10 protein-coding genes are annotated in these 14,590 nt (G+C 39.9%); 4 read left to right on the forward strand and 6 right to left on the reverse strand.

All coding sequences use genetic code 11. The features are described 5' to 3' along the window. Positions 1-88: 88 nt before the first annotated feature. The 4 genes from WC743_RS04870 to WC743_RS04885 form a co-directional block, all read right to left on the reverse strand. Complete coding sequence (locus tag WC743_RS04870) at positions 89-2,548, reverse strand: TonB-dependent receptor domain-containing protein (protein ID WP_373010694.1); 2,460 nt, start codon at positions 2,546-2,548, stop codon at positions 89-91. Positions 2,549-2,758: 210 nt separating this feature from the next. After that, positions 2,759-2,974, reverse strand: a complete 216-nt coding sequence (locus WC743_RS04875; RefSeq protein WP_373010695.1) for a hypothetical protein — start codon at positions 2,972-2,974, stop codon at positions 2,759-2,761. A 1-nt stretch (position 2,975) separates the two neighbouring features. After that, on the reverse strand, positions 2,976-4,628 hold the full coding sequence (locus WC743_RS04880) for a PspC domain-containing protein (protein ID WP_373010696.1): 1,653 nt from the start codon (positions 4,626-4,628) through the stop codon (positions 2,976-2,978). 23 nt (positions 4,629-4,651) lie between these two features. Then, positions 4,652-4,987 (reverse strand): PadR family transcriptional regulator, encoded by a 336-nt coding sequence (locus tag WC743_RS04885; RefSeq protein ID WP_373010697.1) that lies wholly within the window; start codon positions 4,985-4,987, stop codon positions 4,652-4,654. A 185-nt stretch (positions 4,988-5,172) separates the two neighbouring features. Here WC743_RS04885 and WC743_RS04890 point away from each other — a divergent pair, with 185 nt between their 5' ends. The 3 genes from WC743_RS04890 to WC743_RS04900 are packed head-to-tail and all read left to right on the forward strand — an operon-like array spanning position 5,173 to position 10,917. Beyond that, complete coding sequence (locus WC743_RS04890; RefSeq protein ID WP_373010698.1) at positions 5,173-8,283, forward strand: SusC/RagA family TonB-linked outer membrane protein; 3,111 nt, start codon at positions 5,173-5,175, stop codon at positions 8,281-8,283. 13 nt (positions 8,284-8,296) lie between these two features. After that, a complete protein-coding gene (locus WC743_RS04895) occupies positions 8,297-9,934 on the forward strand; it encodes a SusD/RagB family nutrient-binding outer membrane lipoprotein (RefSeq protein ID WP_373010699.1) in 1,638 nt (545 codons plus the stop codon). Positions 9,935-9,951: 17 nt separating this feature from the next. Beyond that, on the forward strand, positions 9,952-10,917 hold the full coding sequence (locus tag WC743_RS04900; protein ID WP_373010701.1) for a DUF1735 domain-containing protein: 966 nt from the start codon (positions 9,952-9,954) through the stop codon (positions 10,915-10,917). Between the two features lie 118 nt (positions 10,918-11,035). Here WC743_RS04900 and WC743_RS04905 read toward each other — a convergent pair whose 3' ends face one another. Together WC743_RS04905 and WC743_RS04910 are read right to left on the reverse strand one after the other, a co-directional pair. Next, complete coding sequence (locus WC743_RS04905) at positions 11,036-11,443, reverse strand: DoxX family protein (protein WP_373010702.1); 408 nt, start codon at positions 11,441-11,443, stop codon at positions 11,036-11,038. 23 nt (positions 11,444-11,466) lie between these two features. Then, positions 11,467-12,381, reverse strand: coding sequence for an LD-carboxypeptidase (locus WC743_RS04910; protein ID WP_373010703.1), 915 nt, complete (start codon positions 12,379-12,381; stop codon positions 11,467-11,469). 125 nt (positions 12,382-12,506) lie between these two features. On the opposite strand from WC743_RS04910, the gene metG reads away from it, so the two are divergent. Then, positions 12,507-14,573 (forward strand): methionine--tRNA ligase, encoded by a 2,067-nt coding sequence (metG, locus tag WC743_RS04915; RefSeq protein ID WP_373010704.1) that lies wholly within the window; start codon positions 12,507-12,509, stop codon positions 14,571-14,573. Positions 14,574-14,590 lie beyond the last annotated feature (17 nt).

Here is a 14,590-nt window from a genome sequence, read left to right on the forward strand (position 1 = left end):
GAAAAAAGAACGGCGACGGAGTATTTCTCCGTCGCCGTTTTCATTGTAGGGGTCTTGCAAACTGCAAACCGTTCACTGCCAACTGATTTTATCCTCCGCTTTTAACTCTTCCTTTTTCGTCATCGGCGCCGGTTTGGTGCTGGCGGGCCTTGATCTTACTGTTACCAAAGTTATAGGTTAAGGTTAAACGGCCTAAACGGGTTTCATTTTTCTGCCTGATATCAAGATTCACGCTTTGGAAATGTGTACCTACGTTATTTCTACGGGTATTAAATATATCTGTTACCGCTAATTTTATGTTCAGCTTTTTATTAATGAATGAGCGGCTCACACCAGCATCAACAGAATACCGCGATTTAATTTTAAAGATGCTATAAGTTAAAGGCGATTCATAGTTGCCGGATACTTCGGCCTTAAAGCCTTTGCCGAATAAAAAGGTCTGTGTAGATCTAATACTAAATGCGGCCTGACCGTTGTTTAATGTACCCCCTAACAGCGAATCAGATTTAAAGCCCATGTAAAAACCGTTAAAGTTTATATTACCGGTCCACCATTTAGCAATAGTATAAGGCGAGTTAATATTGATGTTATAATTGTTTTGTGTTTGCAGGTTTACTCTTGTTTGATAAGTTGCCTTTGATAGGGTATCTGTTAATAAAACTTCAGCGCTTACATCTGTAGTGCGGCTGTAACCTAAGGTTACGTTAATGGTTTTATTATAGGTGTAACTTAACTCAAATGAATTGGTATACTGTGGTTTAAGGAAAGGGTTACCTTGCTCATATGTATATTGGTCAAGATAAAAACGGAACGGGTTAAGGTTATCATAATTTGGCCTGTCAATACGGCGGCTATAGCTTATACCAATCTCATGCTTAGGAGACAAGGTATGGTTAATAAAAATACTCGGAAAAAAATCAAGGTAACTACGCTTAACTACCTGGTTCTCGGTTATTAAATTACCGTTGGATACCGTGCGTTCTGCACGCAGGCCAGCTTGTATTGATGTATTTTTATAGGTTTTGCCCAGGTTAACGTACGCTGCGCTAACTTTTTCATCATAAATAAAACGATTGGTCCTGGTGGTATCATTTATAAAAACAGGGCCTTTATTAATTTGCGCTTGCAGGTCGTTATCTGTTTTTACCGAACTGAATTTTAGACCGCTTTCAAATTTTAGGCTTTTGCTTAACGGCAGGGTATAATCAACCTTTTGTGTGTTTATAGTTATTTGAGATGGGGTTTGATTACGTAACATAACAGGATTCATCTGACTGGTACCATCTGGGCGGAAAAAGTAAGTGTCATATTTAGCATCTGAATTGTTATTGAACTTAGAGTAGTCCAGGTCTACACTTAACTCCTGGCCATTGGTGTCAATTTTTAAATGGTCGTTTAAGTTTGCTCCTATGCTGCGGTAGGTTTGTTTTATATAACTAAGTGTGTTTTGGTAAGAATCATTCGCAGCCGGTGTTTTACCTAAGAAGGTGGTGCTGCTATTATCACTATATTCGTTTGTGTAGTCGCCATTTACAATAAAGCCAATTGTGTTTTTAGATGAGGTTGCATAATCGGCGCCAACACGGTAATTATTATAGTGTACATCGTTAACCATCAATGTTTTTTGTTTGAAATAGGTGCTTACGTTTGCGCTGTCTATTACTCTATCAATATCAATGCTGTTTTCGCGTTTAATATCTCCGCGGCTAAGGGTGGCAAATACGTTGAGGTTGCCTTGTTTATGATTTAAGTTTAGGCTGGTGTTATCCCTAAAGTTTTTACCATAGGCAACGCCCGCGGTTAAGCTGCCGTTGGTGCCGCTTTGCTTATTCTTTTTTAGTTTAATATTAATGATACCCGAATTTCCTGAGGCATCGTACTTGGCAGACGGATTGGTTATGATCTCGATAGACTGTATCGTGGAGCCATCTGTAGAGCGCAGCATAGTAGCCAACTGTGAAGCCGACATATAGGTAAGTTTATCGTTAATCATTACCGTAACACCTTGTTTCCCCTTCAGGCTAATGTTGTCATCTTTATCAATTGTAACGCCAGGGGCACGTTCCAGTATCTCTAATGCAGAGTTGCCGGCTGCAAGCACACTATTTTCCACATTCATTACGGTACGGTCAAGCTTGCGCTCAATTAATGGTTTTGATGATGTTATGGTTACTGTTTGCAGGTTGCGGCTGGTGGGAAGCATTTTTATAGCAGCTACTGTCTCTGTTACCTCATTGCCCGTTACCTCAAATACCGGGCTGTAACTTTTTTGGTAACCCATATTTGTTGCTGCAATAATATAATTGCCTGCGGCGATATGGTCAAGGGTGTATTTTCCTGCGTCATTGCTAAGCGTACCTTTTACAACAGATGAGTCTTTTGCACGAAGTAAGGTAACTGTAGCATAGTCTATTGGTTTACCTTGTTCATTTTGTAAGGTGCCTGTTATGGTAACTGTGGTCATTTTAGGGGCCTGCGCATTTACTGTTATAATAGTGAGTAAAAATAAGGTTGTTAATATTAGTAGCTTGTTGATAAGTGTTTTCATAGTACAAAAGTTTTGGCAATAAAAGTCCATGGAAGGGATACCCTTCGTTTTTTTTAAAACCAGTAAGTAATTGTTTAGCTGTCGCGGATTATCCCGCTTAATGGATGTTTATATGTAGATATATTTACGCATATACGGATGTTTAAATTATGTGCCCTTAAGCATTGCTGTTATATGATTAAGATGCACAATGGGGGCGAAAGGTTACACTTAATTTAAACTTTTTAATACCGGGAATGCCAACCCGGCAATATCATGATAGAAAGAAAAGCACTCGCCCACCGGGTTATCTGTTTGGGGTTTTACTGCTGGTATTACCTTATTAGTTATAGTATTGCCGGTATTTTCCTGGCTTATGCTATTGCAAACAGGCAATATAAGCCCACTGAATATCAGCAGGCTTATATGTTTTAATATGGGTTTCATTTTACTCTGATTTTACTGCACTATCTATAGGAGCAACTGGTTTTACAGGTTGAGGCAATACCACAGTATCAACCTTACATCGTAAGCCATTATCGGTCATAATAAATTTAGCCGATGTTGCGCTTTCCTGCTTGTTAACAGTTTTACAATCATAAACGCTTGCACCCCTAACGTATCTGTCAATATCATCATCAAGTATCAGTTTAGAGTTTATAGGCATTTTTAAAGTAAGGTGAAGTTCCTGATTGCGCCATAGCATTCCCATTGGCTTCTCCAGCCTGCGATTAAACTTTAATACGTTACCTACTTGCGAAAATTGATAGGTGGTACTGCGCGCGTTAAATAAAGCATCTTCATAGGTGCGCCCTCTCGCGCTGAATGATTCTACCAGAACAGGTTGTGGGACATCGCTTCTTTCAACGTATATCTCTACATTACCAGGCGAGTTCATTTCGTCGTTATCGTTGTCATCCAATATTACGCGGCCATTAAATTTCTCTTTAATACTCAGACGCACGCTATCTTCACCACTTAAGTATTTAACATCATTTAGTTTTAAGTAGTAAGTACTGTCTGCAGTAGGTTTAATATTGATGGTTTGGCTAAAGCTTGCCCCGCTTTTAAAATCGGCGGTAACTTTTGCGGTGTAATAAATAACAACGCTTAAGGCTACAATCCAAATCAATAAAAAGAATGACCCGGTTGACCTGGTAATCCCCGTGCCTTTAAATACTAAGTGAATAATAAATAGAATGATAGCCATTAATGGAATGGCCAGCATCAGGAAACCGCATATTAGGAATATGGTATTAATTTGATTATTTACAATATTAAATGGAAATAAATGATAGATACCAATATTGCCATAAACAGTTAAACCTATAATGCTCACAACAAGGGCTATTATACAGCCAAAGCAGGCAATTAAAGCTGCTATGCCCAATAGTTTAAGAAGAACTTTGCCAGTGCCACCCAAAAAGTTGCCAAAATGATGGAAAAAGTCGCCTGCAAAATCGCGTGTTTTATAAATGAATGGCCTTGCTTCGTTATGCATATTAGCAATGTTGCCTTTAACGGTATTCAATTCCTCTTCAAAATTGTTTTTAAAACCCTGCAGATTTAGCTTTTCGCCTTTCATGGCCATACGGTCAGCACGGGTAACGGCCTTAGGTACAACAATCCACAGTATTATATATAGTATAAAGCCCGTTCCTGCAAAAGCAAAAGATATGGCAAATAACAAACGCACCCAAACCGGGCTAAAATCAAAATAATTAGCAATCCCCGCGCATACACCCCCAACCAAATGATCGTCAGGGTCGCGGAACAGCCTGCGGCTTCCGGTATTGTAATTAAAAGCCTCGGCTTGCGGCCTGCCGCCGTCTTCTGCGGGTTCAAAATCTTCAACAGAACCCATTTGCTCAACAACAGCCTTAACGTCCTGTTCAACAATAACCTGCTTGCCGTCACGTAACAGCATGTCGTTAAACATTTCGGCAATACGGTTTTCAATATCGGTTGTGATCTCCAGGCTATCGGCCGAGTTCATAAAGTGGCGCTTAACATCTGTCATGTAAGCTTTTAATATTTCATAGGCATCTTCCTCTATGTGAAAAACAATGCCGTTTATATTTATGATGATAGTTTTGTTCATGATGGTGGTAATTATTAGGTAGTTTAGTTTTTTCTTTCGCCTATAGCGGTTTGTACTGCAAATGAAAGTTCCTGCCAGGTACCGTCAAGTTGTTCTAAAACTTTGCGGCCCTCATCTGAGAGTACATAATACTTACGCGGTGGCCCTGATGTTGACTCCACCCAGTTGTAGGCAAGCAGGCCATTATTTTTTAAGCGGGTTAATAAAGGGTATAACGTACCCTCAACAACAAGCAGCCGGGCTTTCTTAAGCTCAGATATGATATCTGATGCATATATCTCGCCCTTTGCTATAATAGAAAGAATGCAATACTCCAGTATGCCTTTCCTCATTTGGGTTTGTGTGTTTTCAACAATCATAATACAAAGATATATGTTTTGGAATGTATTATGCAATACCCAGTACTATAAATTTTCACTTTTTTTAAAAAAATGAAATATTTTTAATGAAATGCATCTTTTTTTTACAAATCATTTGATTTATTGATAACGTAACACTACTTTTATGATTAATTAACTATTAACTGATCTTATTATTAACAAACATGAAAAAACTTCTACTAGTAAGTTTGTGTTTCCTGGTGTTATGCATAACACAGGTATATGCACAAAATCGTACAGTTACCGGTACCGTAGTTGCTAAGGAGGATGGCTTACCCATCCCTGGTGTAACAGTTGCGGTAAAGGGAACTACAATTGGCACTCAAACCAACACAACAGGTAAATTTACCTTAAGCGTTCCTGCATCTGCAAGCACACTTGAGGTAAGATTCCTTGGTTTTACAACCCAAAGCGTTGCCATTGGTGGTGGTAACAACATGACCATTACCTTATCTTCAGACACTAAGCAACTAAATGAGGTTGTGGTATCTGCGGGTGGTTTAAGCGTACAAAAACGCGAGCAGGGTTATGCTTCAACTACTGTTAAGGCAAAAGAACTTACACAAGGTAAGGCTATCAACGTTGCCTCTGCGCTTTCTGGTAAAGTAGCAGGTTTACAGGTAAATACTGTAGGTAGTGGTGTTAACCCAACTGTTCGTTTAGTATTACGTGGTAACCGTTCATTACTTGGTAACAACCAGGCCTTGATCGTTATTGACAACGTAATTGTACCAAGTTCTATTTTAAGCAGCCTTAACCCTGAAGACATTGAAGACATTCAAGTGTTGAATGGTGCAGGTGCAGCAGCCCTTTACGGTTCAGATGCATCAAACGGTGCATTATTGGTAACAACCAAAAAAGGTAAAAGAGGTGTAACAAGCATCAAAATTGGTAATACTACCAGTTTAGAGCAAGTGAGCTACAACCCTAAAACTCAAAATGAGTTTGGTTCTGGTTCAAACACCGACGTTCAGTTATACATCCCATTTGAAAATCAACAATACGGACCAAGATTTGATGGTTCAATTGTTCCAATTGGTAGGCCGTTGCCTGATGGTAGCATACAAATGGTACCTTACTCTGCAAATGATGGCAAAAGCAAATTCTGGGATACTGGTATTTTAAACCAAACAGACCTTGCTTTATCAACAGGTGATGATAAATCAACCTTCTATCTTTCTGGCCAGTATGTAACTCAAAAAGGTACAACACCTAATGATAAATACAACCGTGCTCAGGTTCGTGCAAACGGTACACGTAAATTGGGTGATCGTATAAACGTTACTTATAGCGCTAACTATATCCAACACAGATATGATGTGACTTCACAAACAGCTTCTGTTTATGATCAGTTATTGCAAACTCCACCGCAAATTGATATCACTAAATACAGTGACTGGAGAAATGACATTTATGCTAACCCTAACAACTATTATAACGAATATTATCCAAACCCTTACTTTACTATTGACAACAATCGTCGTAAAACAAGGAATGATAACTTCATTGGTAATGCCGAGTTGAAATGGAATCCTTTAGATTTCCTTTCATTCACTTACCGTGTAGGTGTTACAACTATAAACACATCTTATAAAGATGTTGTAAACAAATTTGTGTTAGATGCCTATACAAAATCTATTGCAACAGCATCTGTTAAAAAGAATGATATACCAGGTAGTGTTAATAACTATAGCGATTTTGCTACTCAGTTAAATAGCGATTTCCTGGCTACATTTGATAAACGTTATAATAAATTTAACGTAACGTTTACTGCAGGTGCCGGCATAAGAGACAACAATGGCCAAAACCAAAACATCACTGCTTCTGGTTTGGTTCAGCGTGATTTGTTTAACGTTGGTCAAAGGTATACTGCTACCACTGGTGGTACTCAAGGAGATACCCGCCGTCGTCAGCAAAGTATCTATGGTGACTTAAAGTTATCATATGAAAACTACTTAACTTTACACGTTACCGGTCGTAACGACTGGTTATCAGTATTAGCTCCTGAAAACCGTTCTTTCTTCTACCCAGCTGCCGACATTTCTTTTATCCCTACTAACTTGTTAGAGTCTTTAAAAGATAGTCGTATCCTTAATTCATTGAAATTAAGAGCCGGTGTGTCTAAAATTGGTCAGGCTAACATTGATCCATTTGCACTTAACGCGATCTTTACACAATCAAGCGGATATCCTTTCAGCACAGGCCCGGGTTACGGTCTTGATGGCAGGGTAGTATCAGCATCATTAAAACCAGAAATAACTAAAGGTTATGAATTTGGTGCTGATGCAGATATGTTTGATAACCGTGTTACTGCAAGCGTAACTTATTACTCAACACAAACAACTAATCAAACTGTACCTGCAGGTGTTTCATCTGCTTCAGGTTTCTCAAGTTATTTAGTAAACACTGGTAGAGTAGATAACAACGGTATTGAAACAGCATTATCGGTTATACCTTTCAGAACCTCAACAGGCTGGCAGTTAACAGTAGGTGCTAACTATACCCACGTAACCAATAAAGTTGTTTCTATTTCTAATGATTTAGAAAGACTTGCTCTTTCTACAGGTACTAATGCACAGGTTTATGCAATTAAAGGTCAGCCTTTCCCGGTATTATTGGGTTCTGACTACAATCGTGATCCTCAAGGTCGTGTAATTGTTGATCCTATAAATGGTTACCCTTCTGTAAACCCAGTACAGGTTAATTTAGGAAACACTCAACCAACAGATCGTTTAGGAATTAACCTTGAATTAAGATACAAAACCGTTCGTTTATCAGCATTAGCTGAATATCGTGGTGGTTATGTTATTTACAATAGCTCAGGTAGCTTTGACTTCTCTGGTGCCGGTGCAAGAACTGTAATTTATGATCGTGAGCGTTTTGTATTCCCTAACTCATCTTATTTAGATGCAGCAACAGGCCAATATGTAGCCAATACAAACATTACAGTTGCTGATGGTGGTAATGGTTTCTTCGCAGATAATAACCGTAACTTGAACATCGCTTCTAATTATGTTACAAATGCTGCATCTTGGAAAATCCGCGAAATTTCATTACAATATGATTTGCCAAAATCATTATTTGGTAACGGAAAATATGTAAAGGGTGCTACAGTTGGTATACAAGGCCGTAACTTGTTCTTGTTCGTACCAAAATCAAACATTTACACGGATCCTGAGTATAACTTTACTGATACTAACGCTATTGGTATTAACTCATTGGGCCAAACGCCACCTACAAGGTATTATGGTGCTACTGTATCATTAAACTTTTAATTCTTAAACAAACATGAAAAGATTATTTAACATATTAATGGTGTGCGGGTTGGTTGTCACAGCCACATCATGTAAAAAATATTTGGATGTTAATACAAATCCAAATGCACCGATATCATCAACACCAGACCTTATCCTACCACAGGCTATTGTATCTACGGCATCATATAGTTCTCAGTTTAATAGTTATGGAGCATATACTGATGGCCAAATAGCTAACGCAGGTGGTTATGGTGCATTTGGTTCACAAACCACATATAACTTTGCTACTACCGATTATACCAACTTGTTTCAGAACAGTTATGATAACATTAACGATTATCAATACGTTGTAAACAATTCTACTACCGATGGTAACGACAGGTATTATAACGCGGCAGCACGTATTATGCGTGCGTTTGCTTACCAGCGTTTAGTTGATACTTATGGAGATGTGCCTTACACAGAAGCGGTACAGGGAGCTGCTAACACAACTCCTAAATATGACAAGGCAGAAGATATTTACACAGATCTTTTTGCTCAGTTAAATACTGCTATTGCAAGCATCGATAATGCAACTGCAGGTGTTACATCTATAAACCAGGGTCCTTCTGGTAAAGTTGATGTATTGTTTAGTGGTGATATGACTAAATGGAAAGCATTTGCTAATACCATTAAGTTAAGGATGCTTATCCGTGTACAAGCTGTGCCTGCACTTGCTTCTGTTTTCGCAACAGAGAAAGCAAAGCTTGCTGGTGCAACATTCCTTTCTGATGACGCAATTGTGCAACCAGGCTATGTTGGTGGCCAGGATGGTAAGCAAAACCCGCAATGGAACACTTTTGCTTATACCTTCTCTGGTACCGCTGCAGGTTCAGGTTTATCACAGGAGCCAACAGCTTACGCAGTAGGTTTTTATGACAGTAAGAAAATTTCTGATCCTAATCGTGGTGCTGTAGTGTATAAGAGCTTAACCGCATCCACAGGTCAGTTAGGTAGTTCTAACAACCCGGTATCTCCAAATGGTTCTGGCTGGTTCAGCGGAACAGGATCTGGTACTGCTGCTGTTGGTGTAGGAGTTTTAAAAGGCCCGGCAATGGGGCATCCTATTATGCTTGCTGCAGAAAGCTATTTCTTACAAGCCGAAGCCAATACTATAGGCTTGGTAGGTAGCTTAGCTAATGCGCAAGGTGCTACAGGTAATTTCAATAAAGGTATTGAAGCATCGTTTAAATACTTATACAAAGACCAGGCAGGTGGTTATTCATTTGTTTCAGCAGGTGGTAAAGCATACACCTCGGCTCAGGCAACAGCTGATGCTGCTGCTTATATAGCTAGTAATGTAGGTGGTTTAGGCAATGATTTAGTTGTTTTTGATGGTTTAACTACGCAGCCGAAACGTTTAGAAGCCATTATTACCCAAAAATGGATAGCGTTGAACTTTATTCACGGTGATGAGTGCTATAATGAATACCGCAGAACCGGCTATCCGAGGACTGTTCCGAATGGTACTGCTGTAACAAATGCAGCATCAACACTTAGTGCTTCAACTGCTGCCGACAAGTTGCCAACCAGAATACAGTATCCAAGTTCAGAATATTCATTGAACAGTGCCAATGTGCCTGCTGCTGTAAATAACTTTACTTCAAAAATATTCTGGGATATTAACTAATATAAAAACATAAGAAAATGAAAAAATATTTAAGCGTTTTATTTTTAGCCATTACAGCTACAGGCTTAACTTCATGTTTAAAAGACAAGAATGTTAACCTACCTCCGGGAGGATCGCCACCAGTAATTGAAATTTCAACAAATACGTTTGCGGCTCCAACATCAGATTTGAATTCTCCGGTGGCTGTTTATACGCAATCATATGAACTTGTGCCAAGCGCAACAATTGTTGTTAACATAGGTTATACAGGGGGCCAACCTGCACCACAGGATATTACTGTTAATTTAGATAGCGACCCTACTAAAATAGAAGCCTATAATGACTATACTGAAAGCGATTTTACAGCATTGCCTGCAACATTGTTTACTATGCCTTCATCGGTAGTTATTAAAAAAGGTCAAAATTTGGCACAGCTTACTGTAACCCTAAAACCAAATCAGTTTGATCTGTCACAAGCTTATATCTTGCCTATACATATTGCTTCAGTATCATCAGGTACTATAAGCGGTAACTATGGTACTATATTAGTTGTTGTGGGGGCTAAAAATAAGTATGATGGAAGGTATACAGTTACTGGTACATTAGTTGACGCAACATTACCTGGTGCTACAGCTAAATCTCCAACAGGGTTTGATTTGTATACCATGACCGCAAATAGTGTTGCAATGTTTGATTACGGTTACTCAGGTACATTTGGACACAGATTTTTAAATGGTGGAGGAGATTCATACTATGGAACATGGGCGCCCGTATTCACATTTGATGATGCTGGTAATATAACCAGCGTAGTTAATTATTACGGCCAACCTGCAGCAAACGGAAGATCTGCTAAACTTGACCCTACTGGTATAAACAAGTTTACTTCTGGTACCCCTGGTACCGCAGGTGCAACATTTAAGGTTAAATATTTTATGTTACAACCAGGCAGCACAGTACGGACTACTTGTGATGAAACTTGGGTGTTACAAGGTCCAAGACCATAATAAGTATTTCATCTAATATTAAAAAAGCCCCGCTCAATTGAGCGGGGCTTTTTTTGTTTACCTATATTAGGTTGTATTATATATATTTTGATAAGACCAATTGCATTAACAGGTGGTCTTATTTTTTATCTACGCTATAACTACCAGGGCCAACAAAAAATAAGCCGGCAAACATAATAGCAGCTTCAATAGCATGCGATGCCCCCGACAGGCCATCCCCCTTGCCAAAATGGGTAGCTGCAGCTACAATCAGGTTAATTACCAGCAGCACACAAACCGGGCGAAATGCCAGCCCAAGCATAATAAACAAACCGCCAACAGTTTCAGTTAATGCCGATAAAAGGCCCCATACTACCGGCAAAAAGGTTATACCAACATATTTTGTAGAGGCACCTAAACCTGCCCAGCTCTCCGGGCCGCCTAATAATTTAGGATAACCGTGGTAAATGAACATTGCACCTAATCCTAAACGGATAAATAACAGGCCGAAATTGCGGTGATTACCAAGTTTGCTTAAGTATGCCATACTAATTTGTTTTAATGTGTTTACTAATAACTAATACTAACCCATTGAGTTTTAACCGATAAATTTAATTTTTTACCTAAAATAAGGCTGCAGTTATTTGATACATGCCCGGCAGGGAAATCAAAGCATACGGGGTAGCTATATTCAGCTACAACATTCATAACCATTTCCGGTATGGTTTGCCCAAATGGGATCTCATTGTCTTTAATATCTGTAAAGCCCCCAACAATTAGCCCGGCCAGGTTTTTAAGCTTACCGGCACGTTTAAGGCTGTGTAACATCCTGTCAACGGCGTAAAGATATTCGCCTACATCCTCAATAAATAATATCTTACCGGTATAGTCAATGTCAGATACAGAGCCCGCTATTGCTATTAATAAAGATAAGTTACCGCCTACTAAAATGCCTTGTGCATTGCCGGTACGGTTTAAGGGGTTTGCATCTATTTGGTAGGATAGTTCTTCACCAAATAAGGCCCTCCTCAATGTTTCTAAGGAATAGGCCGAAGCATCGGGTATGTTTAGAGGCATTTGCCCATGTATACAGGGCAAGTTATAATTAGTAATGATGTGCGAATGCAACAGGGTGATATCGCTAAAGCCTACCAGCCACTTGGGGTGTTTTTGTAGCACTGAAAAATCAACCATATCCACCATGCGGATGGTGCCATATCCGCCACGGGCGGCAATTATGGCCTTTATGCTATCGTCATTAATAAAACGCTGCATATCTTTGGCCCGTAATTCATCATCACCGGCAAATTGGTTGTATGATGCAGTAACAGTTTCGCCCAACACCACTTCCAATCCCCAGCTGGTTAACAGGTTTACAACATCCGTCATGGGTATAGGCAGTTTTTTAGCCGGGCAGGTAATGGCAACTTTATCGCCTTTTTGCAGGTAAGGAATGGAAGAATCAGGAAGCTGGGCAGTGCGCATAGATCTGAAAGTTTTTAAGATAGATATTTGAAGTCAGAAATCAATTTGTCTTCCGGACTTTCCGTCTTTCCCAACATTCTGACTTAAAAAAATTATCTTTGCAAATTAATAAACATCCCTGTTTAATGTCGCAACTTAATAAATTTAAAAGATACACTATAACCTCGGCGCTGCCTTATGCAAACGGGCCGTTACACATTGGCCACCTGGCGGGCGCATACCTGCCTGCCGATATTTTTGTGCGCTACCTTAGACTGATGAAAAAAGATGTGGTGTACATTTGCGGCTCGGATGAGCATGGCGCGGCCATCACAATAAAAGCGAAAAAAGAAGGCACTACCCCACAGGCTATAATTGATAAATATCACAACCAGATAAAAGGTAGTTTTGAGGAGTTTGGGATATCATTTGATATTTATCACCGTACCTCATCTGCCATACATCATGATCTGTCGCAGGAGTTTTTCCTGAACCTATATGAAAAGGGTGAGTTTATTGAGAAATACTCTGAACAGTATTACGATGAAGAGTTTGACCAGTTCCTGGCCGACCGCTACATTACGGGAACCTGCCCCGTTTGCAGCTATGACAGGGCCTACGGCGACCAATGCGAGAACTGCGGCACCTCATTAAATCCTACTGATCTGATTGACCCGATATCAACCCTAAGCAGTAAAAAACCAATTTTAAAACCAACTAAACATTGGTATTTACCGTTGGATAAATATCAACCCTGGTTAGAAAAATGGATCGATGAAAAGGAAGGTGAGTGGAAAGTAAACGTATTTGGGCAATGCCGGTCGTGGTTAAAATCAGGCTTGCAGCCACGCTCCATGACGCGGGATTTAGATTGGGGTATTGACGTTCCGTTAGCAGAAGCTAAAGGCAAAAAGCTATATGTGTGGATGGATGCGCCGATAGGCTACATATCTGCCACAAAACAATGGGCTATTGATAAAGGGAAAGATTGGCAGCTATACTGGAAAAAGCAAGCTAATACCGAAGATGATGCCTGCCTGATGCACTTCATTGGTAAAGATAATATTGTATTTCATTGCATTATATTCCCTGCTATATTAAAGGCGCATGGCGATTATATTTTACCACAAAACGTACCCGCTAATGAGTTTTTAAACCTGGAGGGTGATAAGCTTTCCACCTCACGTAACCATGCGGTTTGGTTGCATGAGTATCTGGAAGAGTTCCCTGGTAAGCAAGATGAATTGCGTTATGTGCTTACCTCCATCCTGCCAGAAACCAGCGACAGCGAATTCACATGGAAAGATTATCAGGCCCGCATTAATAACGAACTGGTTGCAATATTAGGAAACTATGTGAACCGGGTAATGATATTAATGCACAAATATTACGACGGTAAGGTTGAAAGTGATAGTGCCTTTATTAAATTGACCGATACTAAAGTAGATGCAGAATTAGGTGGATACTACGACGAACTGGGCAAAAATATGGAAAGCTACCGTTTCCGTGCCGCCCTGCAGAATGTAATGGATATAGCCCGCTTAGGCAACCGTTACCTAACCGAGCAAGAGCCCTGGAAAACAATTAAAAGTGACCCTGCGGCTGCTAAAACCGCCTTGCATAACAGTTTAACACTCATTGGACACCTGGCCACCTGCCTGCAGCCATTTTTGCCTGCAACCGCTACAAAAATATTCGGCATGCTGAATGTTGATGCAGTAACGTTTGATCAGGAGATAGAATTTGCAAACGGCCACCAGTTAAATGCGGCTGCCTTGTTATTTGAAAAGGTTGAGGACGAGGTAATAGATCTTCAAATACAAAAGCTGGCCGATAAAAAGAAAGCATCGGCAGTGGTACAGCAACCAATAATAGCACCGGCAAAAGCCAGCATTACATTTGATGATTTTGTTGGGATGGATATCCGTACGGGCACTATTTTAACCGCAGAAAAGGTTGCTAAAACCAAAAAGCTCTTAAAGATGACCATTAATACAGGTATTGATGAGCGAACAGTAGTATCGGGCATCGCAGAGCATTACGAGCCCGAAGCAATTATAGGTAAGCAGGTAAGCATATTGGTTAACCTGGAGCCACGGGAGATAAAAGGTATCATGTCGCAGGGGATGATACTAATGGCTGAGAACGCCGAAGGTAAGCTCAGTTTTGTTGCCCCTGCAGATAATATGCCAAATGGCTCTGTAATAAGATAGACTGAAATACAGATGTG

Source organism: Mucilaginibacter sp. (genome assembly GCF_041660805.1).
Lineage (GTDB): Bacteria > Bacteroidota > Bacteroidia > Sphingobacteriales > Sphingobacteriaceae > Mucilaginibacter.

What these genes read in the sequence shown, in the direction of transcription:
- WC743_RS04870 (WP_373010694.1), bottom strand. Translation starts at nt 2,548, where the DNA reads ATGAAAACACTTATCAACAAGCTACTAATATTAACAACCTTATTTTTA.
- WC743_RS04875 (WP_373010695.1), bottom strand. Translation starts at nt 2,974, where the DNA reads ATGAAACCCATATTAAAACATATAAGCCTGCTGATATTCAGTGGGCTT.
- WC743_RS04880 (WP_373010696.1), bottom strand. Translation starts at nt 4,628, where the DNA reads ATGAACAAAACTATCATCATAAATATAAACGGCATTGTTTTTCACATA.
- WC743_RS04885 (WP_373010697.1), bottom strand. Translation starts at nt 4,987, where the DNA reads ATGATTGTTGAAAACACACAAACCCAAATGAGGAAAGGCATACTGGAG.
- WC743_RS04890 (WP_373010698.1), top strand. Translation starts at nt 5,173, where the DNA reads ATGAAAAAACTTCTACTAGTAAGTTTGTGTTTCCTGGTGTTATGCATA.
- WC743_RS04895 (WP_373010699.1), top strand. Translation starts at nt 8,297, where the DNA reads ATGAAAAGATTATTTAACATATTAATGGTGTGCGGGTTGGTTGTCACA.
- WC743_RS04900 (WP_373010701.1), top strand. Translation starts at nt 9,952, where the DNA reads ATGAAAAAATATTTAAGCGTTTTATTTTTAGCCATTACAGCTACAGGC.
- WC743_RS04905 (WP_373010702.1), bottom strand. Translation starts at nt 11,443, where the DNA reads ATGGCATACTTAAGCAAACTTGGTAATCACCGCAATTTCGGCCTGTTA.
- WC743_RS04910 (WP_373010703.1), bottom strand. Translation starts at nt 12,381, where the DNA reads ATGCGCACTGCCCAGCTTCCTGATTCTTCCATTCCTTACCTGCAAAAA.
- metG (WP_373010704.1), top strand. Translation starts at nt 12,507, where the DNA reads ATGTCGCAACTTAATAAATTTAAAAGATACACTATAACCTCGGCGCTG.